Raw genomic sequence first — 24,967 nt, 5'->3', positions numbered from 1 at the left:
GCACGGGCCAGGTGCTCGCGCGCGATGACGTCGAAGGGCCGGCCCTGCAGCTCGGCCTGGGCGTTCATCGCGATCATCTCGGCCTCGTCGATGCGGCCCTGCTGCCGCTCCAGGGCCGCCCAGGGCGCAGGGAACCGCCGCGGCACATCCAGCCGGTACAGCAGCACCGCGTCATAACGCGGGAAGTGCGCGGCATCGTCGATCAGCACGCGCAGGCCCAGGTGGGCGATCTTCGCGTCGGTCGTGTAGATGTCGATCACGTCGACCTGGCCGGCAGCGATGGCCTCGTAGGCCAGGCCGTGGTCCAACCCGGTGGGCCGCTGCGGCAGGCGGTAGCGCGCGGCCAGGCCGGGCCAGCCGTCGGCGCGGCCGATGAACTCGTTGCTCAAGCCCAGGCGCAGCGCCGGCTGGCGCGCCAGGTCCGACAGCCTGCGCAGGCCCAGGCGCTCGGCCGTGTCCGCGCGCACCGCCAGCGCATAACCGTCGTTGAAGCCCAGCGGCACGTCGACGCCGAGGCCCAGCGGCGCCAGCGCCTCGCGCATCGCCACCAGCGTCATCGGGCCCGGCTGCTTCAGGATCTCGAGCGCGATCGTGCCGGTGTATTCGGGGTACACATCGATGCTGCCGGCGCGCAGCGCCTCGAACACGATCGCGGTGTTGCCCAGGCCCGCCTTGACCTCCACCGCCGGCTGCCCGGGCGCGGCACGGGCCGCCTGCGCGAGCACCTCGGCCAGGATGTAGGACTCGGTGAAGCGCTTGGAGCCGATGCGCAGCGGCTCGCCGGCCCGCGCCAGGCCGGCCAGCGCGAGCAGCAGGATCAGGGCCAGACCGGTCGTTCGCGTCATGCGGCCAGCTTCGGGCAAGCCGGCCGCGCGGTCAATGCATCATGGCCCCGGGCACGGCCCGCCATGGGCCATGGCGGCGGCGAAGCGCTCCTTCAACTGCGCCGGGGCGACGTCCTCCTTGTGCGTCGCGATGAGCCACTTGTGGCCGAACGGGTCGACGATGCCACCGGCGCGGTCGCCCCAGAACTGGTCCATCAGGGGCATCTCGGGCTTGGCGCCGGCCTCGAGCGCGCGCTTGACGATCTTGTCGCAGTCCTCGACGTAGAAGGTCACGATCGTGGCCGAGCCGCCGATGGCCTGCGGGCTCAGGCCGCCCATCTCGGGCCGCTCCTCGGTCAGCATGAAGCTCGCCGGGCCCACCTTCAGCTCGGCGTGCACGACAGCACCGGTCGGGTCGTCGAGCCGCACGGCCACTTCCGCGCCGAACACGCGCTGGTAGAAGGCGATCGCGTCGGACGCGCCCCGGATGGTCAGGTAGGGCATCGCGCCGATCGGCGCGGGCACGGGGTTCACTTTGGGCATGTCGTCGCTCCTTGGGTGGATGGTGAAGCGCCAGTCGCGCCTCATCCACACGACGAACCCGGCCGGGCCGATTCGACAAGGGTGGGCGCCGGCTTTGTAACCGGCGCCACCCGGCTGTCAGCGGGCGCCGGCAAGCTCCCCACGGCGCGGCACCAGCATGAAGGCGCGCTGGTCGGCGCCGGTGAGCTTGTTGCGCGCCTCGCCGACGATGACGCCATCGGTGTTGATGGCCCAGGCCTGGCGGAGCACCCAACCGGCCTTGCGCACCGACATGTCGATCTCGTCGTTGAGGTCGTGGATCGTCGTCCCCTTCCACAGCACGGCGTGCCAGGGCAACACGCCCTTTTCCGGCCGCAGCCAGCTGTAGCCGACGACCACCCCGGCGTCGTTGATGCCGTAGGCGCAGGCGTACTTGCCGCCCAAGGTCCCCAGATCGACCACCTCGCCGTTGGCCCACAACGCGGCGGGCCAAGTCTCGTTGCCACCCCGGCTGCTGCAGCCGACGACGGTGCCGGCGTTGTTGATCGCGTAGGCGTAGCTCGCGGTGCCGCCCAGGGTGCCCAGGTCGGTTGGCACGCCATCAAGCCACAGCGTGGCATGCGAGGCCCCATCGTTCGTGGTGCTGTAGCCCGCGATCAGGCCGGCGTTGTTGACCGCCCTCGCCACGCCGAAGCTGCCGCCCAGCGTGCCCAGGTCGATCAGCGCGCCGTCACGCCAGAGCGTCGCGTGCCTCTCCGTGACACCAGGCAGGTCGCTGGCCCCGACGATCCAGCCGGCATCGTTGATGTCGTGGGCATCGCTGGTGGTTCCCCCCAGCGTTCCCAGGTCTTCCCGGATCAGATGCCTCCAGCGGGCCGCGTGCAGGGCCTTGCCTTTCGGCGTCCGCACCGTGCCGACGATGACGCCCTTGCTGTTGATCGCCGCTGCCCGGGCCTGCTCGGGCCCGAGCGAGGTGGCAATACCCTTGGCCCAGCGCACTGCGGTCTGCCGGCCGGACCCGCTTGCGCTGACACCGACCACGACGCGGGCGTCGTTGATGTCGTAGGCGGTGGCCCAGTCGCCACCCAAGGTGCCGAGGTCGATGAACTTGTATTCCGCGGCCCTGGCGCCGAAGGCCAACAGCGCCGCGGCGACCAACAGCAAGCAGCGGCAATCTGGAAGGCCAGCGAGATGCAATGACGGCGATGGCTGGTCCATGGATTCCCCCTGGCAGGTCGTGTGGCGCCACTCTGCGACGCGGCCGGCATCCCGGTTTGCGATTGATCAGCCGCGGGCCATCCCGGTCGGCCGGGTCGAAACCGGGCGCCCCCGGCCCCCCACCCGCCCCACGGCTTGACGGCGCGCAAGCGCGGGCCCGCGCGCCCCACCGCGGCCTTCAGCCCGCCCGCTTCGCGCCGATAAGCTGTCGACGAAGGCCGGTCCCCGCGCGGCCCGGAACGAGCATGCCCGCGAACGCCACCGCCCCGGACGACCCGAGCCAGGTCAACCCGCACTACCTGAACCACGTGGTGGCGACCACCGCGCACCACGTGGTCGAGGTGACGGAAGACATCGTCACGGGCAACGGCATCAAGCTGCTTGCCAAGGGCGCACGCATCGACCCCGCCGTGCGCGAGCGCCTGCTCGAGCACAAGCTGCGCAAGCCGCTCGAAGAGTGCGTGCAGGTGGTCGGCGGCGTCGTGCCCGAGCGTTTCGGCCCCATCGCCGAGGAACTGCTGGCCCGGCACCCGCTGATCGCCGCGCTGTGCACCGGCCCGACGGGCGCCCAACCCATCGCGCTGTCGCTGACACGACTCAAGCTGTCGATGCCGGTGCAGTCGCTGCTGACCGTCTACTGCGAGTACCAGGGCGATCGCCTCGCCCACACGGTGGGCGTCGCGATGCTCGCCATGGCGCTCGGCCGCCGCCTCGTGCCGGGCGATGTGGATCGGCACCGCCTGCTGGCGCTGGCCGGCCTGGTGCACGACGTCGGCGAGCTCTACATCGATCCCCGGCACCTGCAGCGCGGCACCCGCCTCGAGCCCGAGCAGTGGCGCCACATCGCCAGCCACCCGGTCATCGGCGACCGTGTCCTGCGCGCCATGGAGGGCGCCGGCCCCGCCGTGGCCCAGGCCGTGCTGCTGCACCACGAGCGCCTGGACGGCTTCGGCTACCCGCGCGGCGCGGCCGGGCCGGACCTGGCGCTGGACGGCCAGATCCTCGGCGCCGCCGAGTGGCTGATGGCGCTGGTCGAGTCCGGCCTGACGCCGCTGGCCCGGGCCCGCGTGGCCACCCGCATCATCAGCGGCGAGTTCAGCAAGGAGCTGGTGCAGACGATCTCGGCCGCCGCCGTGGAGAGCGAGGAGATGCTCGCCGCCTGGACCGCGCCGACGCCGCTGGAAGATGCCGTGCCGCGGGTGGCCCGCATCGCCGCGACGATGCGCCGCTTCGCGCAGACACAGGGCTGGATCGAGGAACGCATCGCCGAGGCCCGCGGCGAGCTCAGGCAGGCGCTCAGCTCCGGCATGGAGCGCATGGAGCGGCTGCAGACCGCCTTCACCAGCACCGGGCTGGATGCTGCCGACCCGGAGGTGTTGCTGCGCCAGCTGGCCGCGCTGCACGACCCGCAGGTGCACCTCGAGGTGATCACCATCGTGCGCGAGATCGAATGGCGGCTGCGCGCGCTCGAGCGCGATTCGCTGCTGCGCACCGGCCTGCTCGGCGCGCAGGACGATGCGGTGATGCGCGAACTGGTCGGCCGCCTGAGGGGAAGCGACGCGCCGGCGGCGGCGCCCGCCCCGCCGGCGTCAACCCAGCCCGCTCAGGGCGGCTGAGGCGGGCGCGGGCCGTCGTTCAGCCGGCCCGGTTGCGCATCCAGTCGGCCGTGCCGAACAGCGATTTCTCGAGCCGCTCGCGCAGGCCCGGTTCGACGTTGCACTCGGCCATCGCCTGGAACATGCAGGCCAGCCACTGGTCGCGCTCGATCTGGCCGATCGAGAACGGCAGGTGCCGCGCGCGCAGCCGCGGGTGGCCGAAGCGCTCGATGTAGTGGTTCGGGCCACCGAGCCAGCCGCAGAGAAACCAGAACAGCTTCTGCCGCGCCGCGTGCAGATCCGAGCCGTGCACGCCACGCAGCACGGCGTAGGCCGGTTCCAGGTCCATCAGGTCGTAGAAACGGTCGACCAGCGCCTGCACGCCGGCTTCGCCGCCGAGCTGTTCGAACGGGGTCGGGCCGGGCGCGGGCGCGCCCTCGTCGTCTGAGGTGGTCATGAATTCAATCGCGTCGCGGCGGCCATCACGCCCTGGGCCGCGCTGCTGCCCGGGAAGGCTTCGAGCAGCAGCTGGCGCCGGGTGACGGCCTCGCGCACGGTCTTGTCGGTGCCGACCTCGCCGAGGAATTCGAGCTTGACCGGCGCATCGAGGCCCGGCGACACGTAGCGGTCGACCACCTGCTGCAGCTGGCCGCGGATGGTTCGGCCATCGCCCGGGCGGGTGACCTGGTTGACGATCAGCCGCAGGTCGCGCCGCCCCTGCGTGGCGGCCAGCACCTTGATGGTCGCGTAGGCGTCGGTCAGCGCGGTCGGCTCGGGCGTGGTCACGACCAGCACCTCGTCGGCCAGCGAGACGGTGTAGAGCACGACATCGGAAATGCCGGCGCCGGTGTCGAGCAGGATGCGGTCGAACTGCGGCCGCACCTTGGCGACCACGTCGACGAGCTGATCGCGCACCTCGGGCGTCAGGCGCGAGTACTCGACCATGCCCGAGCCGGCCAGCAGCACGAAGAAGCCGCCGGGCGCGGGCACGATGGCCTGCTCGAGCGTGTTCTTGCCGGTGAACACGTCGTGCAGCGTGATCTTGGGGAACAGGTTCAGCACGACATCGAGGTTGGCCAGGCCCAGGTCGGCATCGAGCACCAGCACGCGCTGGCCCTGGCGCGCAAGCGCGGCCGCGAGGTTGGCCGACAGGAAGGTCTTGCCGACGCCGCCCTTGCCGCTCGTGATGGCGGTGATGCGCGCTTGCTTGGGCGAAGGCGCGATGTTCATCTCGCCCCCTTGGCGCTGCGCGCCGTCCCCCCGAGGGGGAATTCGCCCTTGGGGCGGCCCTGCGTGCTCATTCAAACTCCCCGAAATTCGACGTGCCGAACAGCAAGCCTTTTTCTTCCGCCGTGACTTCCGACATCGGCGTCGGCTCCAGGCAGGTGCGGTTGCGGCCCTCGGCCTTGGCGCGGTAGAGCTGCAGGTCGGCGCGCTCCATCCACAGCGAGGCGGTGGAGCGCACCCACTGCGGTGCGTAGGCGCCGCCGATGCTGACGGTCACGCCCAGCGTCTGCGAGGGCCCGATCTTGATCGGCCGCGCCTCGATGCGCGTGCGCAAGCGCTCGGCCACCGTCTGGCCGAAGGCCGGGGCGCAGTTGGGCAGGATGACGGCGAACTCCTCGCCGCCGATGCGCGCCGGCAGATCCATCGGGCGGACGGTCTCGCGCAGCGCATCGGCCACCGCCTGGATGACCACGTCGCCGACCGCATGGCCGTGGGTGTCGTTGACGCGCTTGAAGTGGTCGATGTCCAGCAGCAGCAGCAACGCCGGCTCGCCGGAACGCGCCACGCGGTCGATCTCGCGGCCCAGGCCGGCTTCGAAGCTGCGGCGGTTGGCCAGGCCGGTCAGGGCGTCGCGGCTGGAGAGGTCGCACAGCGCATCGATCAGGCCCTGCAGCCACGCCACGCTGCCTGGCGCGCCAGGCGGCATCGGGTGCCCCGACTGCTGCAGCAACTGCATGGCCTGCTCGACCCGCAGGGTGGCGGATTTCGTCGGCGGCGGTGGGGCGGATGTACTCACGCGGCGTGAAATTTGGGGCATGGAGGCCCTGCTTCGACGCAGTCTAGCAGTGCGCCTGTGCGCGATTGCGGCCGAAATAGCCAGGGGAACCCGGTCCAACTCCACGAGCCGATCAGGGGCTTGCCGGGCAGACTTCGCAAGGTGCCCTCGGCGGGCGCTTGCCACCCGCCCGCCTGACCGACCGACCGTTCCCGACGCGCCCTCGAACACGATGAGCTCCTTGCTAGATGCCCCCAGCCGGCCCACCCCGGCCGAGACCCTGGACCAGGAGTTCAGCTTCGCCGCGGCCGACTTCGAGCGCGTGCGCAAACTGATCTACCAGCGCGCCGGCATCAGCCTGCACGACGGCAAGCGCGCGATGGTCTACAGCCGGCTGTCGCGCCGCCTGCGCGAAACCGGCCACACCAGCTTCAAGGACTACCTGGCCTGGCTCGAAGGCGCCAGCGGCCCGGCCGGCGACCAGGAGTGGCAGGAATTCGTCAACAGCCTGACCACCAACCTGACCTCGTTCTTCCGCGAGGAGCACCACTTCTTCGCCCTGGCCGACGCGCTGCGCGGGCTGAACCAGCGCAGCCCCCGCATCTGGTGCAACGCCGCCTCGACCGGCGAGGAGCCCTACTCGATCACGATGGTGCTCGCCGAGGTGCTGGGCGCCAGCAGCGGCGCGAAGCTGCTCGCCACCGACATCGACACCAAGGTGCTGGCCACCGCCCAGCGCGGCGTGTACCCGGCCGATGCACGCGGCCTGTCGCCCGAGCGGCTGAAGAAGCACTTCATGCGCGGCACCGGCAGCAACGCCGGCTTCATCCGCGTCAAGCCCGAGCTGGCCCGGCTGATCGACTTCCGGCCATTCAACCTGATGAGCACCCCCTGGTCGCTGGGCGAGCCCTTCGACATGGTGTTCTGCCGCAACGTGATGATCTATTTCGACCACGGCACCCAGCGCAAGGTGCTCGAGCGCATCCACGGCGTGATGAAGCCGGGCGGGCTGCTGTTCGTGGGCCACTCCGAGAACTTCACCGACTCGCGCGACCTGTTCCACCTGCAAGGCAAGACGATCTACAAGCGGGCGTAGCCCAGCGCCACGCCGCCCCCCGAACCCACGCGAAACAGGTTTCATCCATGGCCACCCAGCTCACCGCGGCCTTCGACGGCACCGCCCGCACCGCACCACCGCCCACGCCCGGGGTGTCCGGCCCCATGGGCCGCACCCCCCGGCTGGACAGGCTCAAGGCCCAGCCGCGCAAGCCCGGCGAGGCCTCGTTCTTCTTCTACGACGCGCACTTCAAGAACGAGGCCGTCAAGGTGCTGCCGGGCGAGTACTACTGCGACACCGAGGACCTGCTGGTGATGACCACGCTCGGCTCGTGCATCGCCGCCTGCCTGTGGGACCGCCAGGCCCGCGTGGGCGGCATGAACCACTTCATGCTGCCCGAGGGCGTGGGCGACTCGGGCCGCTACGGCTCCTACGCGATGGAGCTGCTGATCAACGAGATGATGAAGCGCGGAGCCTCGCGCCTGACGATGGAGGCCAAGGTCTTCGGCGGCGGCGCGGTGATCAGCGGCATGAACACGATGAACGTCGGCGAGCGCAACACGAAGTTCGTGCTGGAGTTCCTCGCCACCGAACGCATCCCGGTGGTCTCGAAGGACGTGCTCGACATCTACCCGCGCAAGGTGTGCTTCCTGCCCTTCAGCGGCAAGGCCATGGTCAAGCGGCTGGCGCCGACCAACACCGAGGCCTTGATCGCGCAGGACCGCGCCGCGGCGCAGAAGGCCGCCCCCGCCGTCACCGGCGGTGGCTCGATCGACTTGTTCTGAGAAGTACCGACATGCCCAAGACCCGCGTGGTGGTGGTGGACGATTCGGCGCTGGTGCGCAGCCTGCTGGCCGAGATCGTCAACCGACAGCCCGACATGGAGTGCATCGGCGCGGCGGCCGACCCGTATGCGGCGCGCGAGATGATCCGCAACCTCAACCCCGACGTGATCACGCTGGACGTCGAGATGCCACGAATGGACGGCATCGACTTCCTGTCCAAGCTGATGCGCCTGCGGCCGATGCCGGTGCTGATGGTGTCGACGCTGACCGAGCGCGGCGCCGAGGTCACGATGCGCGCGCTGGAGCTCGGCGCGATCGACTTCGTCGCCAAGCCCAAGATCGGCGTGGCCGATGGGCTGAAGCAGCTGGCCGAGGAGATCACCGAGAAGATCCGCATCGCCTCGAAGGCCCACGTCAAGCGCGCCCCCGCCCCGCCGCCGGCACCCGCACCGGGCATGCCTGCCACGGCCCCCAAGGCGCCCCCAGCGCCCAGCCCGCTGGGCCGGCTGTCGACCGAGAAGATCATCTTCATCGGTGCCTCCACCGGCGGCACCGAAGCCACCAAGGAAGTTCTGATGAACCTGCCGGCCGACGCGCCCGCGGTCGTCATCACCCAGCACATGCCGCCGGGCTTCACCCGCAGCTACGCCGCACGGCTGGACACCTTGTGCAAGATCCGCGTGAAGGAAGCGACCGACGGCGAGCGCATCCTGCCCGGCCACGCCTACATCGCGCCCGGCGGCCTGCACCTCTCGGTGGAGCGCTCGGGTGCCAACTACGTGGCCCGCGTGCGCGATGGCGAGCCCGTCAACCGCCACAAGCCCTCGGTCGAGGTGCTGTTCGAATCCGCTGCCCGCGTGGTCGGCCAGAACGCCTTCGGCATCATGCTGACCGGCATGGGCGCCGACGGTGCGACGGCGATGAAGGCGATGCGCGACGCCGGGAGCTACAACTACGCGCAGAACGAATCGACCTGCGTGGTCTTCGGCATGCCGCGCGAGGCGATCCTGCACGGCGCCGCACACGAGGTGCTGCCGCTGCAGGACATCGCGCCGCACCTGATGGACAAGCTGCGCTCGATGCACGGCGCGCTATTGCACCGAGTCTGACGGCTAGAGGAACAGGGCCTGCAGGTCGCTGAGGAAGTCGAAGCCCTTGACGGTGGGTCGCACGATCGCGTTGTGCGACCCATCGCCGCTTTCGAGCAAGCCCATCGCGCGGGCCTTCTCGATGCCTGCGGCGATGGCCGACGGCGGCAGGCCGGTGCGCTCGGTGAACAGCGCCAGCTCGAAGCCCTCGCGCAGCCGCAGCGCATTGAGCATGAACTCGAAGGGCAGCGCCTTGCGCGCGACCTCGTCCTCGTTCGAGCTGGCCCGGCCGGCCAGGGCCTCGGCCATGTAGCGCGCCGGCTCACGCCACTTCACGGTGCGCAGCACGCGGTGCGGAAAGCTCAGCTTGCCGTGCGCGCCCGCGCCCAGGCCCAGGTAGTCGCCGAATTGCCAGTAGTTCAGGTTGTGCGCGCTGCGGTGGCCGGCGCGCGCATAGGCCGAGACCTCGTAGCGTTGCAGGCCGGCGCGATCGGTGAGTTCGACCAGGCGGTCCAGCATCTCGGCGCTGGTGTCCTCGTCAGGCAGCACCGGCGGCCTGAGCGCGAATGCGGTGTTCGGCTCCAGCGTCAGGTGGTACAGGCTCAGGTGCGGCGGCGCGAACGCCAGCGCGGTGGCCAGGTCCTGCTCCAGCTCGGGCAACGTCTGGCCCGGCAGCGCGTACATCAGGTCGAGGTTGAAGGTGTCGAAGCTCGCCGCGGCCTCCTCGACCGCGGCCAGCGCCTGCGCGCGGTCGTGCACGCGGCCCAGCGCCTTCAGCTTCTCGTCCGAAAAGCTCTGCACGCCGACCGACAGCCGCGTGACGCCCGCGCCGCGAAAGGCCCGGAAGCGCTCGCGCTCAAAGGTGCCGGGGTTGGCCTCCAGCGTGACCTCGCAGCCCGGCGCCAGCGGCAGCAGCGAGCGCAGGTCCGACAGCAGCCGCGCGATGCCCTCGGGCGAGAACAGGCTGGGCGTGCCGCCGCCGATGAACACCGTGTGCACCGTGCGACCCCAGACCAGCGGCAGGCTGGCCTCGAGGTCGGCGCGCAGCGCATCGAGGTAGCGGACCTCGGGCAAGGTGTCGCTGTTCCTGGAGGCGCCGATCTCATGGCTGTTGAAGTCGCAATAGGGGCACTTCTTCAGGCACCACGGCAGGTGCACGTAGACCGACAGCGGCGGCAGCGCGCCGAGCTGCAGCGTGCCCGGGCGCAGGTAGCGGTCGGCGGCGTTCGCGTTCGACATCACAGATGCCAAGCGTCGCGCATCAGCACGAGCATCTGCGCCGCCGCGATCGCGCGGTGGCTGTGGGCGTTCTTGGTCGCGGCGGGCAGCGCAGCCACCGTCCGGCCCAGCGCCGGGATGAACATCAGCGGGTCGTAGCCGAAGCCGCCCTCGCCTTCCGGCGCCGTGAGGATCTCGCCATGCCAGCGGCCGAAAGCGACCAGCGGCTCGGGGTCGGCCGCCGAACGCAGCGCGACCAGCGCGCAGACGAAGCTCGCCCGGCGGTCGGCCACGCCGGCCAGGCGCTCGAGCAGCAAGACGTTGTTCGCCGCGTCCTGTGCGCGGCGCTGCGCCTCGCGCTCCAGCCCCGGCGCGGGGCTGCAAGGTGCATAGACGGCCGACTGCACGCCGGGCTGGCCGCCCAGCGCGTCGACGCACAGGCCGGAATCGTCGGCGATGGCCGGCAAGCCGGTGGCTGCCGCGGCGTGCCGTGCCTTGGCCAGCGCGTTCTCGATGAAGGTGTGGTGCGGCTCCTCGGCCTCGGCCACGCCGAGTGAGCCCTGTGTGACCAGCTCGATGGCCAGCGGCGCGAACAGCTGCCCCAGCTCGGCGAGCTTCTTCGCGTTGTTCGAGGCCAGCACCAGCCGCATCGTCCGGCTCACTTCACGAGCGGCAGGGCGAGCGCGTCGCGCTGCGCCCCCACCAGGTCGCGGATCCCTTGGGCCGCCAGCGCCATCAGCTGGTCCATCTCGGCCTGGCTGAACGGCGCGCCCTCGGCCGTGCCCTGCACCTCGACGAAACCGCCCTTGCCGGTCATCACGACGTTCATGTCGGTGTCGCAGGACACGTCCTCGATGTACTCCAGGTCGAGCAGCGGCGTGCCACCGACGATGCCGACCGACACCGCAGCCACCGCATCCTGGATCGGCGAGGTGCTGATCTTGCCTTGCGACAGCAGCACGCTCACCGCGTCCTGCGCGGCCACGAAGGCGCCGGTGATCGCCGCGGTGCGGGTGCCGCCGTCGGCCTGTAGCACGTCGCAGTCGAGCGTGATGGTGCGCTCGCCGAGCGCCTTCAGGTCGAACACGGCGCGCAGCGAGCGGCCGATCAGGCGCTGGATCTCCTGCGTGCGCCCGCCTTGCTTGCCGCGCGCGGCTTCGCGGTCGCTGCGGGTGTGGGTCGAGCGCGGCAGCATGCCGTACTCGGCCGTCACCCAGCCCTCGCCGCTGCCCTTCTTGTGCGGCGGCACGCGCTCCTCGACCGAAGCGGTGCACAGCACCCGCGTCTCGCCAAACTCGATCAGCACCGAGCCCTCGGCGTACTTGGTGAAGCCGCGGGTGATGCGCAAGGGGCGCAAGGCATTGGGCGCGCGGCCCTGGGTGCGTTGGTAGGTCATCGGGATCCTTCTTCAAAGCAGACCGGCGCCCCGTGGGCGCCGGTCAGTGGTGTGTGCGCCGCTCAGGGCCGCTTCTTCGCCGAGCGCTGGATCGCCTCGTTGATCTCGCGGATCGAGCGCTCGATCTCGGCTTCGTCCAGGTCGCCCGTCACGGTTTCGCCCAGGCTCGCCTGGATGGTCGAGGCGAACACGTCCTCGCCCAGGCTGCGGGTCGAGACGCCGGCGGCCGAGTCGCTCTCCTCGACCGCTTCCCATTCGACCGCGAGCACGGTGACGTTGTCGCCATGCTGGCCGCCGTTGCGCAAGGCGCGCTCGACCATCTCGGGCACCGCATCCGACAGCGAGCGAGTCGCCAGCAGTTCGACGATCTCCTCGTCGTCGAGCTGGCTCCACAGGCCATCCGAGCAGACGATCAGGCGGTCGCCCGTCTGCAGCGTGACTGGGCCGACCGTGTCGACCACCGGCTTGCCGGGGCTGCCCAGGCAGGTGAAAAGCACCGAGCGGTTGAACTTCGCATCGATCGGCACAACCTGCGACAGCGTCTGCTGCAGCTCGGTGTACGAGTGGTCGCGCGTGCGGGCGACCAGCTTGCCGCCGCGCACGAGGTACAGGCGTGAATCGCCGCAGTGGGCCCAGAAGGCCGCGCGGCCCTGCAGCACGCAGGCGACGACCGTCGTGCGCGGCGTGTCGACCAGGCCTTTTTCGGTGGCGTAGCGCAACAACTGGTGGTGGCCCGCGAGGATCGCATCCTGCAGGAAGCGCAGCGGGCTCTTCAGGCTGGACTTGGCCTCGCGCTGGAAGGCGGCGGCCAGCGTCTGCAGCGCGAGCTGGGAAGCCACTTCGCCCTCAGGGTGACCGCCCATGCCATCGGCCAGCGCGAACAGGCCCGAATCCCGCGTGTAGCAGTAGCCCATGCGGTCTTCGTTCTTCTCGCGGCCACCCTTTCGGCTGACCTGGTAGACGGAAAATCTCATCGTGCCCCGGTCTTCAGGTTCTCGATCTGCAATTTGAGGCGCTCAGTGAAGCTGAGCGAGGTATAGCGCCGTTCGGTCTCGCGCGACAACTCTTTTTGCAACGCGAAAACACTTTGCGGGCGGGACAACGGATCCAGCGACATGCACCACTCGGTCACCTCGATCAGGTTGTCGGAGTAGGTGTTACGCATGCGGGACATCGACAGCGTGAGCCGATCCTTGTCGATGCGCTGCGGCGCATCGGTCGGCGGGTAGCCCTGCATGCAGGCGTAGATGCAGGCGCCGATGGCGTAGATGTCGGTCCACGGGCCCAGCGAGCCGTCGCGGCGGTACATCTCGGGGGCGGCGAAGCCCGGCGTGTACATCGGGCGGATGAAGTTACCTTCCTTGCTCAGCACCTCGCGCGCCGCGCCGAAATCGAGCAGCACCGCCTTGTTGTCGTTGGTGATGAAGATGTTGGCCGGCTTGATGTCCAGGTGCAGCATCTTGTGCTGGTGGACGATGCGCAGCCCCTTCAGGATCTCGTCGAACAACGAGCGGATCGTCGATTCGCGAAAGACCTTTTCCTGCTTCAGGTCGCGCGCGGTGACGATGAAATCCTGCAGGGTATCGCCCTGCAGGTAGTTCATCACCATGTAGACCGTTTCGTTCTCGCGGAAGAAATTCAGCACCGACACGACGCTGGGGTGCGAGATCTGGGCGAGCGAGCGCCCCTCTTCGAAGAAGCTCTTCAGGCCCAGGCGGTACAGCGGCTGCTTCTCGGGCTTGACGCGCGGCACCAGTTCGCCCACCGAGCGTTCGGCCAGCGAGGCGGGGAGGTATTCCTTCAGTGCAACGAGGTGGCGTTCTTCGTCTTCGGCGAGGTACACCACGCCAAAGCCGCCGGCTGCCAGTTTCTTGACGATCTGGTAGCCACCGACCACGGTGCCCGCGGGCAACGGGGCGGGTTTTGGCTTTGACATAATCGGGTTTTTGCTCGGTGCAAAAGCTTCATGCCAGTTTACAGCATGACCGGGTTCGCGAGCGCCAGCGCCGCCCCGGTTGCCGAGGGTGAAAACCACCCCGGCGGCGTGACCGTGGAAATGCGCACGGTCAACAGCCGCTTCCTCGATATCGCCTTTCGCCTGCCCGATGAATTGCGCCAGGTCGAGCCCGCGCTGCGCGAGTTGCTGACCGCCGGCCTGCGGCGCGGCAAGGTCGAGGTGCGCGCGCAACTCGGCCGCAGCGCCGACGAGGGCCTGCCCCAGCCCGGCACCGAGCAGCTCAACCGCCTGGCGCGGCTCGAGAGCACGGTCCAGGGCTGGCTGCCGAATGCCACCGCGCTGTCGGTGCACGAGGTCCTGCAATGGTGCCGCGGCGGCGCCAGCGCCAACGCCAATGCCGGGCTGGACGAGCTCACGGTGCAGGCCGCGCGCAGCGCCATCGAGGCGCTCAAGGAGGCGCGCGGGCGTGAAGGCGCCCGGCTCGCGCAGATCCTGGCCGAGCGCATCGCGACGCTGCGCACCCTGGCCGCGCAGGCCGCGCCGCTGGTGCCCGCCGTCGTCCAGAAGCAGCAGCAGCGCTTCATGGAGCGCTGGACCGAGGCGCTGAATTCCGCCGCCGGCGGCGGCAATGCCGGCGCCGTATCGGCCGAGGCCGCGCGCGACCGCGCGCTGAACGAAGCGGCGGCGTACGCGATCCGCATCGACGTGGCCGAGGAGCTCTCGCGCCTGGTGTCGCACCTGGACGAGATCGAGCGCCTGCTCGGCAAGGGCGGCGAGATCGGCAAGCGGCTCGACTTCCTGATCCAGGAACTGCACCGCGAAGCCAACACCCTCGGCTCGAAATCCTCGGCGCTCGAACTGACCGGCATCTCGGTCGACATGAAGGTCGCGATCGAGCAGATGCGCGAGCAGGTCCAGAACATCGAATAGCGCGGCTCATGGAAACACCCGGCAACCTTTTCGTCGTCGCGGCCCCCAGCGGGGCCGGCAAGTCCAGCCTGGTCAAGGCCCTGCTGGAGCTCGATTCGCACCTGTCGGTCTCCGTCTCGCACACCACCCGCGCGCCGCGCGGGCAGGAGCAGCACGGGCGCGAATACTGGTTCGTCAGCCCGGACGAGTTCGCCGGCATGGTCGAGCGCGGCGAGTTCTTCGAATGGGCCGAGGTGCACGGCAACCGCTACGGCACCTCGCGGCTGGGCATCGAGGCGCGGCTGATGGCCGGCGAAGACGTCGTGCTCGAGATCGACTGGCAAGGCGCACTGCAGATCAAGCAGTTGTTCCCCTACGCGGTGCTGATCTTCATCCTGCCGCCCAGCTGGGACGAGCTCGAGCAGCGCCTGCGCCGGCGCGGCGAGGACCACCCCGAGGTCATCGACGCGCGCATGGTGAATGCCCGGCACGAGGTCGCCCAGGCCCGGCATTTCGACTACGTTATAATCAATAGCTTGTTCGAGACGGCGCTTTTCGACATGAAAACCGTCGTGCACTCTCAACGGTTGAAATACGCGGCGCAGCGCCGCGCCAAGTCGGCCGTTTTCGCGGCACTCAATCTCGATTGACTCACCGCGCCTGCTCCCAACGAGATCCACCCATGGCCCGCATCACCGTCGAAGACTGCCTCGCCAAGATCCCCAACCGCTTCCAGCTGGTGCTCGCCGCGACCTACCGCGCCCGCATGCTGAGCCAGGGCCACGCGCCCAAGGTCGAGTCGAAGAACAAGCCCGGCGTGACCGCCCTGCGCGAAATCGCCGCCGGCGAAGTCGGCATCGAGATGCTGCGCAAGGTGCCGACCTGACATCCGGCGAGCGCTGACCTTCCCCATCGACGGGCGCCTTCGGGCGCCCGTCGCGCTTTACGGCTGGCACAAACTCGCCGCATGTGTCGACTACGCCGCGAAAATCCCTGCAGATGCCTCCAATGGTCGGCCTATCGTCGATGCGGCCCGAGCCGCCGTCTCGGCCGGGCCCGTGCGCCGAACGGAGAACCGCCGCCCCCATGACCCCGAGCCGGACCCTGATGCCGACCCTGCTGGTGGCAGCCACGCTGCTGATGTACGCGCTGGTCACCGGCGGCCGCGCATTCGACGTGGTGGTGCCGCGCGGCGACTTCCTGGCGCTGCATGCCCTGATCGAAGTCATTTCGGCGGTCGTGTGCATCACCGTCGGCGTGACCTCCTGGCAGGTGGTCGACCAGCGGCGGCGCCATGCCGGCCGCGCGCTGGGCAGCGCCTTCATCGCCGTCGGGCTGATCGACATGCTGCACCTGCTGAGCTATGCCGGCATGCCCGATCTCGGCTCACCCAGCAGCACGCACAAGGCGATCCTGCTGTGGCTGCTGGCGCGGCTGGTGCCGGCTGTGGCCTTGCTCGCCTGGTCCTGCCCCTGTCCGGCCTGGCTCGCCCGGCGGCCCGGGGTCTCGCGCGGCGTCCTGGCAGCCAGCTCGGTGGTGCTGGCCGGTGCCGCCGCGGCCGCGCTGTTCGTGCCCGAGCGCTTCCCCGCGATGTTCGTGCCGGGCGTGGGCCTGACGCCGCTGAAAGTGGGCCTGGAGCTGTCGCTGATCGGGCTGTACCTGCTCGCGCTGCTGGCCATGCAGCGCCGCCTGGCCCGCGCCAATCCCGACGACCGGGCCGACGAGGCGCCGGTGCTCATGGCGCTGCTGCTGATGGCGCTGTCCGAAGGCTTCTTCGTGGCCTACAGCGACAGCGTCACCGACATGGCCAACCTGCTGGGGCACGCCTACAAGGTGGCTGCCTACGCTTACCTGTTCCGCGGCCTGTTCCTGAACCAGATCCGCCGGCCCTTCCTGCGCCTGGCGCGTGCCCATGCGGCGCTCGAGCGCCGCAGCGGCGAGTACCGCGAGCTGATCGAGTTGGCGCCCGAGGGCGTCGTTCTGGCCGATGAGAAAGGCCGCATGCAGGTCGTCAACCGGGCCCTCGAAGAAATGTTCGGCTACCGGCGCGACCAGTTGCTCGGCCAGCCGCTGACGATGCTGATCCCGCCGGCGCGGCGCGAGCACCATCGCGAGGCTTGGCGCAGCTACGCCACGAGCCCGCCGGGCCAGCGCATCACCCTGGCCGACGGCACCCGGGGCCTGCGCGCCGACGGCCGCGAGATCGACCTCGAGGTGGCTTTCAGCCTGACCGACACCGCCGCCGGCCGGCGCACGACCGCCTACGTGGCCGACGTGTCCTACCGCCAGCAGCACCAACGCGCGCTGGAACACCGCAGCACCCACGATCCGCTGACCGGCCTGCCCAACCGCTGGCTGCTGGGCGACCGGCTCGCCGAGGCCGCCGAAGCGGCCAGGCAGCAAGGCAGCCTGGTGGGGCTGCTGCTGCTGGACATCGAGCACTTCCACCTGATCAACGAGACCCACGGCACGCAGGCCGGCGATGCCCTGCTGCGCGAGGTGGCCGAGCGGCTGGCCAACGGGCTGCGCGCCGACGACACCGTGGCCCGCCTGGGCGGCGACGAGTTCGCCGTGCTCGTCACCGGCCTGGACGACGCCAGCCAGGCCCGCCTCGTTGCGCGCAAGCTGCAGGCCACGCTGGCCCCCGGCATGTTGATCGGCTCGTCGACCTGGCCGCTGGCGGTGAGCATCGGCCTGGCGGTGTTCCCGCGCGACGGCGAATCCGCCGGCCAGGTGCTGCAATGCGCCGAGTTGGCGCTGCACGAGGCCAAGCGCCGCGGGCGCGCACAGATCACCGCCTACGACGCCGAGCTGGGCGAGCAGCTCAAGCGGGAGGTGCAGATCCGCACCCGGCTGCGCCTGGCGATCGAGGAAGACCGGCTCGCGCTGCACTACCAGCCGCAGGTCGACATCGCCAGCGGCCGCGTCAGCGGCTTCGAGGCGCTGCTGCGCTGGCACGACGAGGAGCTGGGCCACGTCTCACCGGCGGCCTTCGTGCCGGTGGCCGAGCGGGCCGGCCTGGTGCAGGCGATGGGGCAGCGCGTGCTGCAGGCGGCGTGCCGGCAGCTGCGCGCGTGGCGCGACGCGGGCGTGGTCACGCGCGTGGCGATCAACCTGTCGCCGCTGCAGTTCCGCCAGCCCGGCCTGGCGCGTCAGATTGCCCACGAGTTGCGCCGGCAGCAGCTGCCAGCCGACACGCTGGCGGTCGAGATCACGGAATCGGCCGTGATGGACGACCCATCGGCGGCGGCCGAGCAGTTGCGCAGCCTCACCGCGCTGGGCATCGAGGTCCACCTCGACGACTTCGGCACCGGCCACTCCTCGCTCGCCTGGCTGAAGGCCTTTCCGATCTCGACCATCAAGATCGACCGTGGCTTCGTGCACGACATGATGAGCGACGGCAGCGACGACGCCATCGTGCGCGCGGTGATCGGCCTGGCGCACACGCTGGATTGCACCGTCGTCGCCGAGGGTGTCGAGCATCCGGCGCAGCTCGAACGGCTGCGCACGCTGGGCTGCGAGGTCTATCAGGGCTGGCTGTTCAGCAAGGCACTGCCGCCCGACGAGGCGCTCGCGATGCTGACCCGGGCGGGCGCGGCACCGGCCCGCCCGACCACCGGCGTGGTGGCGGCGTAGGCCGCCCGCCGAAGCCGCGCAAGCCCACCCGGCGGTGGCGGCCGGCCGCCTAGGCTAAATTCGGGGCATGGGTATTCGCTCCTTCGCCGCCGAACTGCTGCCGACCGCGCTGCAAGGGCGGCCGCGCGTGCAGGCGGCGGTGTCGCCGCCGAGCGCGGAAGTGAACACCTTCGCCGGTTTGTCCGCCAAGCTCGGGCACCTGCCCAAGGGCGAGCTGAAGTCGATCCGCGACGCCTACAAGTTCGCCGACGAGGCCCACCTGGGCCAGTACCGCGCCAGCGGCGAGCCCTACATCACCCACCCCATCGCGGTGGCCGGCCTGGTGGCCGACTGGAAGCTCGACTCGCAGGCCATCCAGGCCGCGTTGATGCACGACGCGATGGAGGACTGCGGCATCACCAAGACCGAGCTGATCGAGCGCTTCGGCGCCACGACAGCCGAACTGGTGGATGGCCTCACCAAGCTCGACAAGCTGAACTTCTCGACCCGCGAGGAAGGCCAGGCGGAATCGTTCCGCAAGATGTTGCTGGCGATGTCGCGCGACGTGCGCGTGATCCTCGTCAAGCTCGCTGATCGGCTGCACAACATGCGCACGATGAGCGCGATGAAGGTGGACAAGCGCCACCGCATCGCGCGCGAAACGCTCGACATCTACGCGCCCATCGCGCACCGGCTGGGCCTGAACCAGGTCTACCGCGAGCTGCAGGAGCTGTCGTTCACCTACCTGAACCCCTGGCGCCATGCCGCGCTGGAGAAGGCGGTGCAGCGCTCGCGTGGCTACCGGCGCGACATCGTCTCGCGCGTGCAGAAAGATGTGGCCCAGGCCTTCGCCGAAGCGCGCGTGAAGGTCGAGGTCAGCGGGCGCGAGAAGACGGTTTACTCGATCTACCGCAAGATGCGCGAGAAGCACGCCGGCTTCGCGTCCGTCAACGACATCTTCGGCTTTCGCATCGTCGTGCCCACCCTGCCCGACTGCTACCTGGCGCTCGGCGTGCTGCACCAGCTTTACAAACCGGTGCCCGGGCGATTCAAGGATTACATCGCGATCCCCAAGGCCAACGGCTACCAGTCGCTGCACACCACGCTGGTCAGCCCGCTGGGCACGGCGGTCGAGTTCCAGATCCGCACCGAGGCCATGCACGCGGTGGCCGAGGCCGGCATCGCCGCCCATTGGCTTTACAAAGTCGGCACCCGGGGCGGCAACCCGTCGGATGTCGCGCAGCGCCTGGGCGCGCTGTGGCTGAAATCGCTGATCGACATCCAGGACGAAACCCGCGACGCCGGCGAGTTCCTCGAGCACGTGAAGATCGATCTGGTGCCCGACGCGGTCTATGTCTTCACGCCGATGAGCAAGATCCTCGCGCTGCCGCGCGGCGCGACGCCGGTCGACTTCGCGTACGCGATCCACTCCGACGTCGGCGACCACTGCGTCGCGGTCAAGATCAATGGCGAGCCGGCCACGCTGCGCGCCGAGCTGCGCTCGGGCGACGTGGTGGAGGTCATCACCGCGCCGAACGCACGGCCCAACCCGGCCTGGCTCAACTTCGTGCGAACCGGCCGCGCGCGCTCGAAGATCCGCCACTACCTGAAGAACCTCGAGCAGGAAGAGTCGCAGTCGCTGGGCGAGAAGATGCTTGCCCAGGCCCTGCGGCTCGAAGGCCTGGCGCTGCCCCCGATCGATCCGGCCGGCCCCGACACCATCTGGCCCGCCGTGCTGCGCTGGAGCGGCAACCGCAGCCCCGCCGAGCTGCTGACCGACATCGGCCTGGGCAAGAAGATCGCGACCATCGTCGCCAAGCGCATCGCACAGGATCTGCGCGAGCTCGGCCACAAGCCCGATGCGGTCACGCTCAGCCTGGGCCGCTATGCCCAGCCCGAGGGCGAGACCGGGCAAGGCCTGGTCGTCATCGACGGCGCCGAAGGCGCGAGCGTGTCGATGGCGCCGTGCTGCCGCCCGATCCCCGGCGACCAGATCGTCGGCTACCTCGGCCGCGGCGAGGGCCTGACCGTGCACACCGCCGACTGCCAGGTCGGCCAGCGCCTGTACGAGCGCGACCGCGAGCGCTGGATGCAGGTCGAATGGGCCGAGGAACCGACCCGCCCCTTCGAGACCCAGCTGCAGGTGCTGCTGCACAACGGCAAGGGCGCGCTGGCGCAGGTGGCGCAGGCCGTCAGCCGCGCCGAGGCCGACATCACCCACATCGACATGGGCGACGAGCGCCCGGGCGAGACGGCCGACATGAAGCTGCTGGTCAGCGTGCGCGACCGGCTGCACCTGGCGGAGGTGCTGCGCACGCTCAAGCGCACGCCGGCGGTGCTGAAGGTGAACCGCGTGCGGCCGTAGCGCATCGCGGCCGGCGGGGCGCCCGCCAGCGTCAGCCCTGGCTCGACAACGCAGCGGCCCGCTGTTGCAGCTTCACCATGGCCGCGTCGAACACACGGCGTTCGTCTTCGCTCAAGGCTTCGAGCAGGAAGGCTTCGCGCGCCTGCACCATCGGCACCAGCTTCGCGTAGAGCGCGCGGCCCGCTGGCCTCAGCCGCAACAGCCAGCCGCGGCCATCGTCAGGGTCCGGCAGACGCTCCAGCAGGCCCTTGTCTTCCATCCGGCCGACGGCGCGGCTGACCTGCATCTTCTCGAGCGTGGTGGCCTCGATCACGCGTGAGGTCTTCACCGAGCCGGCCTCCGCCAGCGCCGCGAGCACGCGCCACTCTTCACGCGTCAGGCCGAAACGCTCGCGGTACACCTGCGCCACGGACTGGCTCACGGCCTCGGCCAGCAGGGCCATGCGGTAGGGGAAGAAGCGCTGAAGATCCATCGCCGACAATCGTAACACTCGATACGATATTGAGCCAGATCAAAGGATGTGCTTGCCGTCATTTAGTAACCGTGGTTACTATATCGACCCGCACCACACCATCCGGAGACGCCGAATGAAGATCCAGCGCATGCACCACGTGGCCTACCGCTGCAAGGACGCCGAGCAGACCGTCCGCTGGTACGCCGAGCACCTGAACATGGACTTCGTGCTCGCGATCGCCGAAGACCGCGTGCCCAGCACCAAGGCCGCGGACCCTTACATGCACGTGTTCCTGGACGCGGGTGGCGGCAACATCCTGGCGTTCTTCGAGCTGCCCACCGCGCCGGCCATGGGCCGCGACGAGCACACGCCCGACTGGGTGCAGCACATCGCCTTCAAGGTCGACAGCGTGCAGACCCTGGAAGAGACCAAGGCGAGGTTGGAGGCGGCCGGCATCCCCGTCGTGGGCATCACCGACCACACGATCTTCCGGTCGATCTACTTCTTCGATCCGAACGGCCACCGCATCGAGCTCGCCGCCGACACCGCGACACCCGAGCAGATGAAGCAGCTCGACGCGGTGAAGTGGGACATGCTGGCCGAGTGGTCGCGCACCCGGCGCGCCCCCAAGCACGCCGCGTGGATGCATGCATCCGAGTTCTCGCACTGACCGCACCAGCGCCGGAGCCAACATGCTGAAGACCTATACCTATCCCCGGTTCCCGTATCGCCAAAGCGACGAGCAGCGCACCGGCACCCTGAAGCGCCACCCGGTGGTCATCATCGGCGCCGGGCCGATCGGGCTCACCGCTGCGCTGGAATGCGCGGCGCGCGGCATCCCGGCCGTCGTGCTGGACGACAACGACACGGTCAGCGTGGGCTCGCGCGCCGTGTGCTACGCGAAGCGCCCGCTCGAAATCTGGGACCGTCTGGGCGTCGGCGAGCGCATGGTCGAAAAGGGCGTGCGCTGGCAGGTCGGCAAGGTGTTCTTCCAGAACGACCTGGTCTACACCTTCGACCTGCTGCCCGAGGCCGGCCACAAGATGCCGGCGATGATCAACCTGCAGCAGTACTACCTCGAGGAGTACCTGGTGGAGGCCTGCGGCCGCGCCCCGGGCGTGGACCTGCGCTGGAAGCACAAGCTCATCAGCCTGCAGCAGCACGCCGACCATGCGACGCTCACGCTGGAAACGCCCGACGGCGTGTTCCAGGTGGAAGCCGACTGGGTGATCGCCTGCGACGGTGCGAACAGCGACACCCGCCGCATGGTCGGCGCCGAGTTCACGGGGCAGTTCTTCCACGATCGCTTCCTGATCGCCGATGTGGTGATGAAGGCCGCCTTCCCGACCGAGCGCTGGTTCTGGTTCGACCCGCCCTTCCATCCCGGCCAGAGCGTGCTGCTGCACAAGCAGTGCGACGACGTCTGGCGCATCGACTTCCAGCTCGGCTGGGATGCCGACCCGAACGAAGAGAAGAAGCCCGAGAAGGTGATCCCGCGCATCCAGGCGATGCTGGGCAAGGACGTGGAGTTCGAGCTCGAATGGGTCTCGGTCTACCAGTTCGCCTGTCGGCGCGTCGACAACTTCCGCCACGGCCGCGTGCTGTTCGCGGGCGACGCGGCGCACCAGGTCTCGCCCTTCGGGGCACGCGGGGCCAACACCGGCGTGCAGGACATCGACAACCTCTTCTGGAAGTTGAAGCTGGTGATGGACGGCCATGCGGCGCCGAGCCTCATCGACACCTACCACGCCGAGCGCGCCTACGCGGCCGACGACAACCTGCTGAACTCCACCCGCTCGACCGACTTCATCACGCCCAAGAGCGCCACCAGCCGCGTGCTGCGCGACGCGGTGCTGGAGCTCTCGCACGACGAGGCCTTCGCGCGCCAGCTGGTCAACAGCGGCCGCCTGTCGACGCCGACGCCCTACGTCGAGTCGAGCCTGAACACGCCCGACACCGACGAATTCCAGGGTGCCATGGTGCCGGGCACCAACGCCGCCGACGCGCCGGTGGCCAACGCCGCCGGCCAGCGCGGCTGGCTGCTGAACCACCTTGACCACGGCTTCACGCTGCTCAGCTTCGGGCCGGCACCGTCGGCCGAGGTGGCCTTCGGAGGGGTCAGCGCGCGCGTGCTGAGCATCGGCCGCGACCTGGCCGACGTGGACGGCCTGCTCGCGCAGCGCTACGACGGCCAACCGGGCACCGTCTACTTGCTGCGGCCGGACCAGCACGTGGCCGCGCGCTGGCGCCAGTTCGACACGGCACGCATCCAGCAGGCGCTGGCCCGCTGCCTGGGACATTGAGCAAACAGAAGGAGACGACGATGCCGCTGATCCGCACCCCCCAGATCGCCGACCCCGACGGCTTCTACGAGGAGCTCGTCGACGCCCAGCGCGAGTTGCCCGACGCCGCCGCCCAGAAGATGCTGGCCAAGCTGGTGCTGCTGCTGGCCAACCACGTGGGCGACCGGCAGGTGCTGTCGGAGGCGATCGCGGTTGCCGCTCAGGCCGGTCAGGCCGCTCAGCGCGGCCGGTAGCCCAGCTGCGACGACACCTCGGCCGCCGCGCGCTTCACCGCGGCGGCCATCGGCGACGACCAGCCTGCCGCCACATGGTCCTGGTGGCCCAGCAGCGTGATCACCACCGCCGGCTCGCCATCGTGGTCGAAGGCCGGCGCACTGAAGGCGTTGACGCCGGGAATGGGCCGGCCGACGGCCCGCGTGCAGCCGTGGCTCGCCAGCTCCTCATGGGCTGAGGCGAGCTGCGCGTCCAAGTCGGCATGGCCGGCCCCGGCCCGGGCGGCCGGGTCGCCCAGCGCCGCGCCCGCCATCGCGTCGGCCACGCGCTCGGGGCCCATTGCGCCCGCGAAGGCGCGGCCGGTGGCCGTGCCGAAGACCGACATCACGGTGCCGGCACGCATGGCCACGTGTAGCGGCTGGCGGGCATCGATCATCCGGATCACCGTCGGCCCGAAGTTGCTCCACACCGCCAACGCCACCGCCTGGCCGGTCTCGGCAGCCAGCGCATCGGCCACCGGCTGCGCCACCCGCACGGGATCGCACTGGTGCAGCGCCGCCAGCCCGAGCTGCAGCGCCGCCGGGCCCAGCGCGTAGCGGCCGCTGGCGCCGTCCTGCTGCACCAGGCCCAGGCGGCCGTAGCTCACGAGGTAGGGGTGCGCCCGCGAAGGCGGCAGATCGGCCTTCGCCGCCAGATCCTTCAGCGTCATGGGGGCCGGGTACTCGGCCAGGGCGAGCAGCAGCCGCCCCCCCACCTCCACCGACTGGATGGCCCGCTGGCCCTTGCCGGCCTCGTCGTCGTTCATGTCCATTTAGCCATTCTCGCAAAGCCATTTGACAATGACAAATATTTGGCTAGACTGCAAAGCCATTCGTCATTGACAAACCTCAATCGGAGACAAGCATGAGCACGAAGGCCTTCGCCAGCCACGCCGACACCCAGGAAAAGAAGGTCACCTTCGAGCAGCTCTCCGAGCACGCCTGGGCCTACACCGCCGAGGGCGACCCCAACACCGGGATCATCATCGGCGACGACGCCGTGCTGGTGGCCGACACCCAGGCCACGCCGGCCATGGCGGCCGACGTGATCCGCCGCATCCGCGAAGTGACCGACAAGCCGATCAAGTACGTCGTGCTGACCCACTACCACGCAGTGCGGGTGCTCGGCGCCAGCGCCTACGGGGCGCAGCAGATCCTGGCCAGCCATGACACCTACGACCTGATCGTCGAGCGCGGCGAGGCCGACAAGGCCAGCGAGATCGGCCGCTTCCCGCGCCTGTTCAGCAATGTCGAGACGGTGCCGCCGGGGCTGACCTGGCCCACCATCACCTTCAGCGGCAAGATGACCCTGTGGCTGGGCAAGCTGGAAGTGCAGCTGCTGCAACTGGGCCGCGGCCACACCAAGGGCGACACCGTCGTCTGGCTGCCGCAGGAGCGCACGCTGCTG

The 24,967-nt window shown here is 69.8% G+C and carries 26 protein-coding genes; 13 read left to right on the top strand and 13 right to left on the bottom strand.

The window, feature by feature from the left end:
* The 3 genes from VJ693_RS00465 to VJ693_RS00455 all read right to left on the bottom strand — a co-directional run.
* Positions 1-845 (bottom strand): glycine betaine ABC transporter substrate-binding protein (locus VJ693_RS00465; protein WP_324151487.1); only part of this gene is annotated, 845 nt, incomplete at its 3' end.
* Positions 846-884: 39 nt separating this feature from the next.
* Positions 885-1,367: a VOC family protein gene (locus VJ693_RS00460; protein ID WP_324151486.1), complete on the bottom strand. Its 483-nt coding sequence runs from the start codon at positions 1,365-1,367 to the stop codon at positions 885-887.
* 117 nt (positions 1,368-1,484) lie between these two features.
* Positions 1,485-2,510 (bottom strand): hypothetical protein, encoded by a 1,026-nt coding sequence (locus VJ693_RS00455; RefSeq protein ID WP_324151485.1) that lies wholly within the window; start codon positions 2,508-2,510, stop codon positions 1,485-1,487.
* Positions 2,511-2,809: 299 nt separating this feature from the next.
* Here VJ693_RS00455 and VJ693_RS00450 point away from each other — a divergent pair, with 299 nt between their 5' ends.
* Positions 2,810-4,180, top strand: a complete 1,371-nt coding sequence (locus VJ693_RS00450) for an HD-GYP domain-containing protein (RefSeq protein ID WP_324151484.1) — start codon at positions 2,810-2,812, stop codon at positions 4,178-4,180.
* 19 nt (positions 4,181-4,199) lie between these two features.
* On the opposite strand, the gene VJ693_RS00445 is transcribed toward VJ693_RS00450, so the two are convergent.
* From VJ693_RS00445 to VJ693_RS00435, 3 genes are all read right to left on the bottom strand, one after another.
* Positions 4,200-4,616, bottom strand: coding sequence for a group II truncated hemoglobin (locus VJ693_RS00445; protein WP_324151483.1), 417 nt, complete (start codon positions 4,614-4,616; stop codon positions 4,200-4,202).
* Positions 4,613-5,389: a MinD/ParA family protein gene (locus tag VJ693_RS00440; RefSeq protein ID WP_324151482.1), complete on the bottom strand. Its 777-nt coding sequence runs from the start codon at positions 5,387-5,389 to the stop codon at positions 4,613-4,615. The genes VJ693_RS00445 and VJ693_RS00440 overlap by 4 nt, the downstream gene beginning before the upstream one ends.
* A gap of 67 nt (positions 5,390-5,456) precedes the next feature.
* Positions 5,457-6,203, bottom strand: a complete 747-nt coding sequence (locus VJ693_RS00435) for a GGDEF domain-containing protein (RefSeq protein ID WP_324151481.1) — start codon at positions 6,201-6,203, stop codon at positions 5,457-5,459.
* 190 nt (positions 6,204-6,393) lie between these two features.
* Between VJ693_RS00435 and VJ693_RS00430 the strand changes: the two genes are divergently transcribed.
* The 3 genes from VJ693_RS00430 to VJ693_RS00420 all read left to right on the top strand — a co-directional run bounded on the left by VJ693_RS00430 (position 6,394) and on the right by VJ693_RS00420 (position 9,112).
* Positions 6,394-7,257, top strand: coding sequence for a CheR family methyltransferase (locus VJ693_RS00430; protein ID WP_324151480.1), 864 nt, complete (start codon positions 6,394-6,396; stop codon positions 7,255-7,257).
* Between the two features lie 125 nt (positions 7,258-7,382).
* Entirely contained in the window at positions 7,383-8,003 is a 621-nt protein-coding gene (gene cheD, locus VJ693_RS00425) for a chemoreceptor glutamine deamidase CheD (protein ID WP_324151489.1), read from the top strand.
* Between the two features lie 11 nt (positions 8,004-8,014).
* Positions 8,015-9,112, top strand: coding sequence for a chemotaxis response regulator protein-glutamate methylesterase (locus VJ693_RS00420; RefSeq protein ID WP_324151479.1), 1,098 nt, complete (start codon positions 8,015-8,017; stop codon positions 9,110-9,112).
* 3 nt (positions 9,113-9,115) lie between these two features.
* On the opposite strand, the gene hemW is transcribed toward VJ693_RS00420, so the two are convergent.
* The 5 genes from hemW to VJ693_RS00395 all read right to left on the bottom strand — a co-directional run bounded on the left by hemW (position 9,116) and on the right by VJ693_RS00395 (position 13,641).
* Entirely contained in the window at positions 9,116-10,330 is a 1,215-nt protein-coding gene (gene hemW, locus VJ693_RS00415; RefSeq protein ID WP_324151478.1) for a radical SAM family heme chaperone HemW, read from the bottom strand.
* Positions 10,330-10,959 (bottom strand): non-canonical purine NTP pyrophosphatase, encoded by a 630-nt coding sequence (locus VJ693_RS00410; protein WP_324151488.1) that lies wholly within the window; start codon positions 10,957-10,959, stop codon positions 10,330-10,332. The genes hemW and VJ693_RS00410 overlap by 1 nt, the downstream gene beginning before the upstream one ends.
* An 8-nt stretch (positions 10,960-10,967) precedes the next feature.
* Complete coding sequence (gene rph / locus VJ693_RS00405; RefSeq protein ID WP_324151477.1) at positions 10,968-11,705, bottom strand: ribonuclease PH; 738 nt, start codon at positions 11,703-11,705, stop codon at positions 10,968-10,970.
* A 62-nt stretch (positions 11,706-11,767) separates the two neighbouring features.
* Positions 11,768-12,679, bottom strand: a complete 912-nt coding sequence (locus tag VJ693_RS00400; protein ID WP_324151476.1) for a PP2C family serine/threonine-protein phosphatase — start codon at positions 12,677-12,679, stop codon at positions 11,768-11,770.
* Positions 12,676-13,641 (bottom strand): serine/threonine-protein kinase, encoded by a 966-nt coding sequence (locus VJ693_RS00395; protein WP_324151475.1) that lies wholly within the window; start codon positions 13,639-13,641, stop codon positions 12,676-12,678. The genes VJ693_RS00400 and VJ693_RS00395 overlap by 4 nt, the downstream gene beginning before the upstream one ends.
* A gap of 30 nt (positions 13,642-13,671) precedes the next feature.
* Here VJ693_RS00395 and VJ693_RS00390 point away from each other — a divergent pair, with 30 nt between their 5' ends.
* The 5 genes from VJ693_RS00390 to VJ693_RS00370 all read left to right on the top strand — a co-directional run bounded on the left by VJ693_RS00390 (position 13,672) and on the right by VJ693_RS00370 (position 20,551).
* Positions 13,672-14,592, top strand: coding sequence for a YicC/YloC family endoribonuclease (locus tag VJ693_RS00390; RefSeq protein WP_324151474.1), 921 nt, complete (start codon positions 13,672-13,674; stop codon positions 14,590-14,592).
* Positions 14,593-14,600: 8 nt separating this feature from the next.
* A complete protein-coding gene (gmk, locus tag VJ693_RS00385) occupies positions 14,601-15,221 on the top strand; it encodes a guanylate kinase (protein ID WP_324151473.1) in 621 nt (206 codons plus the stop codon).
* 32 nt (positions 15,222-15,253) lie between these two features.
* A complete protein-coding gene (rpoZ, locus tag VJ693_RS00380) occupies positions 15,254-15,457 on the top strand; it encodes a DNA-directed RNA polymerase subunit omega (protein ID WP_324151472.1) in 204 nt (67 codons plus the stop codon).
* A 221-nt stretch (positions 15,458-15,678) separates the two neighbouring features.
* A complete protein-coding gene (locus tag VJ693_RS00375; RefSeq protein WP_324151471.1) occupies positions 15,679-18,207 on the top strand; it encodes a bifunctional diguanylate cyclase/phosphodiesterase in 2,529 nt (842 codons plus the stop codon).
* Between the two features lie 67 nt (positions 18,208-18,274).
* Positions 18,275-20,551, top strand: coding sequence for a bifunctional (p)ppGpp synthetase/guanosine-3',5'-bis(diphosphate) 3'-pyrophosphohydrolase (locus VJ693_RS00370; RefSeq protein ID WP_324151470.1), 2,277 nt, complete (start codon positions 18,275-18,277; stop codon positions 20,549-20,551).
* Between the two features lie 31 nt (positions 20,552-20,582).
* Here the strand turns inward: VJ693_RS00370 and VJ693_RS00365 are convergent, their stop codons facing one another.
* Positions 20,583-21,023, bottom strand: a complete 441-nt coding sequence (locus VJ693_RS00365) for a MarR family transcriptional regulator (RefSeq protein ID WP_324151469.1) — start codon at positions 21,021-21,023, stop codon at positions 20,583-20,585.
* Positions 21,024-21,138: 115 nt separating this feature from the next.
* Here VJ693_RS00365 and VJ693_RS00360 point away from each other — a divergent pair, with 115 nt between their 5' ends.
* The 3 genes from VJ693_RS00360 to VJ693_RS00350 are packed head-to-tail and all read left to right on the top strand — an operon-like array spanning position 21,139 to position 23,541.
* A complete protein-coding gene (locus VJ693_RS00360; protein WP_324151468.1) occupies positions 21,139-21,675 on the top strand; it encodes a VOC family protein in 537 nt (178 codons plus the stop codon).
* Between the two features lie 22 nt (positions 21,676-21,697).
* A complete protein-coding gene (locus VJ693_RS00355) occupies positions 21,698-23,308 on the top strand; it encodes an FAD-dependent oxidoreductase (protein WP_324151467.1) in 1,611 nt (536 codons plus the stop codon).
* 20 nt (positions 23,309-23,328) lie between these two features.
* Positions 23,329-23,541, top strand: coding sequence for a DUF2783 domain-containing protein (locus VJ693_RS00350; RefSeq protein ID WP_324151466.1), 213 nt, complete (start codon positions 23,329-23,331; stop codon positions 23,539-23,541).
* Here VJ693_RS00350 and VJ693_RS00345 read toward each other — a convergent pair.
* Complete coding sequence (locus VJ693_RS00345; protein WP_324151465.1) at positions 23,526-24,332, bottom strand: IclR family transcriptional regulator; 807 nt, start codon at positions 24,330-24,332, stop codon at positions 23,526-23,528. The genes VJ693_RS00350 and VJ693_RS00345 overlap by 16 nt on opposite strands.
* A gap of 92 nt (positions 24,333-24,424) precedes the next feature.
* Here VJ693_RS00345 and VJ693_RS00340 point away from each other — a divergent pair.
* A partial coding sequence (locus VJ693_RS00340) for an MBL fold metallo-hydrolase (protein WP_324151464.1) occupies positions 24,425-24,967 on the top strand: 543 nt, incomplete at its 3' end.

This window comes from Ideonella sp. (assembly GCF_035254525.1).
Lineage (GTDB): Bacteria > Pseudomonadota > Gammaproteobacteria > Burkholderiales > Burkholderiaceae_C > Ideonella.
Note: the sequence above shows the minus strand (reverse complement) of the source record. Positions and strands in the feature narration are given on the sequence as shown.

What these genes read in the sequence shown, in the direction of transcription:
- VJ693_RS00460 (WP_324151486.1), bottom strand. Translation starts at nt 1,367, where the DNA reads ATGCCCAAAGTGAACCCCGTGCCCGCGCCGATCGGCGCGATGCCCTAC.
- VJ693_RS00450 (WP_324151484.1), top strand. Translation starts at nt 2,810, where the DNA reads ATGCCCGCGAACGCCACCGCCCCGGACGACCCGAGCCAGGTCAACCCG.
- VJ693_RS00445 (WP_324151483.1), bottom strand. Translation starts at nt 4,616, where the DNA reads ATGACCACCTCAGACGACGAGGGCGCGCCCGCGCCCGGCCCGACCCCG.
- VJ693_RS00440 (WP_324151482.1), bottom strand. Translation starts at nt 5,389, where the DNA reads ATGAACATCGCGCCTTCGCCCAAGCAAGCGCGCATCACCGCCATCACG.
- VJ693_RS00435 (WP_324151481.1), bottom strand. Translation starts at nt 6,203, where the DNA reads ATGCCCCAAATTTCACGCCGCGTGAGTACATCCGCCCCACCGCCGCCG.
- VJ693_RS00430 (WP_324151480.1), top strand. Translation starts at nt 6,394, where the DNA reads ATGAGCTCCTTGCTAGATGCCCCCAGCCGGCCCACCCCGGCCGAGACC.
- cheD (WP_324151489.1), top strand. Translation starts at nt 7,383, where the DNA reads ATGGGCCGCACCCCCCGGCTGGACAGGCTCAAGGCCCAGCCGCGCAAG.
- VJ693_RS00420 (WP_324151479.1), top strand. Translation starts at nt 8,015, where the DNA reads ATGCCCAAGACCCGCGTGGTGGTGGTGGACGATTCGGCGCTGGTGCGC.
- hemW (WP_324151478.1), bottom strand. Translation starts at nt 10,330, where the DNA reads ATGTCGAACGCGAACGCCGCCGACCGCTACCTGCGCCCGGGCACGCTG.
- VJ693_RS00410 (WP_324151488.1), bottom strand. Translation starts at nt 10,959, where the DNA reads ATGCGGCTGGTGCTGGCCTCGAACAACGCGAAGAAGCTCGCCGAGCTG.
- rph (WP_324151477.1), bottom strand. Translation starts at nt 11,705, where the DNA reads ATGACCTACCAACGCACCCAGGGCCGCGCGCCCAATGCCTTGCGCCCC.
- VJ693_RS00400 (WP_324151476.1), bottom strand. Translation starts at nt 12,679, where the DNA reads ATGAGATTTTCCGTCTACCAGGTCAGCCGAAAGGGTGGCCGCGAGAAG.
- VJ693_RS00395 (WP_324151475.1), bottom strand. Translation starts at nt 13,641, where the DNA reads ATGTCAAAGCCAAAACCCGCCCCGTTGCCCGCGGGCACCGTGGTCGGT.
- VJ693_RS00390 (WP_324151474.1), top strand. Translation starts at nt 13,672, where the DNA reads ATGCCAGTTTACAGCATGACCGGGTTCGCGAGCGCCAGCGCCGCCCCG.
- gmk (WP_324151473.1), top strand. Translation starts at nt 14,601, where the DNA reads ATGGAAACACCCGGCAACCTTTTCGTCGTCGCGGCCCCCAGCGGGGCC.
- rpoZ (WP_324151472.1), top strand. Translation starts at nt 15,254, where the DNA reads ATGGCCCGCATCACCGTCGAAGACTGCCTCGCCAAGATCCCCAACCGC.
- VJ693_RS00375 (WP_324151471.1), top strand. Translation starts at nt 15,679, where the DNA reads ATGCCGACCCTGCTGGTGGCAGCCACGCTGCTGATGTACGCGCTGGTC.
- VJ693_RS00370 (WP_324151470.1), top strand. Translation starts at nt 18,275, where the DNA reads ATGGGTATTCGCTCCTTCGCCGCCGAACTGCTGCCGACCGCGCTGCAA.
- VJ693_RS00365 (WP_324151469.1), bottom strand. Translation starts at nt 21,023, where the DNA reads ATGGATCTTCAGCGCTTCTTCCCCTACCGCATGGCCCTGCTGGCCGAG.
- VJ693_RS00360 (WP_324151468.1), top strand. Translation starts at nt 21,139, where the DNA reads ATGAAGATCCAGCGCATGCACCACGTGGCCTACCGCTGCAAGGACGCC.
- VJ693_RS00355 (WP_324151467.1), top strand. Translation starts at nt 21,698, where the DNA reads ATGCTGAAGACCTATACCTATCCCCGGTTCCCGTATCGCCAAAGCGAC.
- VJ693_RS00350 (WP_324151466.1), top strand. Translation starts at nt 23,329, where the DNA reads ATGCCGCTGATCCGCACCCCCCAGATCGCCGACCCCGACGGCTTCTAC.
- VJ693_RS00345 (WP_324151465.1), bottom strand. Translation starts at nt 24,332, where the DNA reads ATGGACATGAACGACGACGAGGCCGGCAAGGGCCAGCGGGCCATCCAG.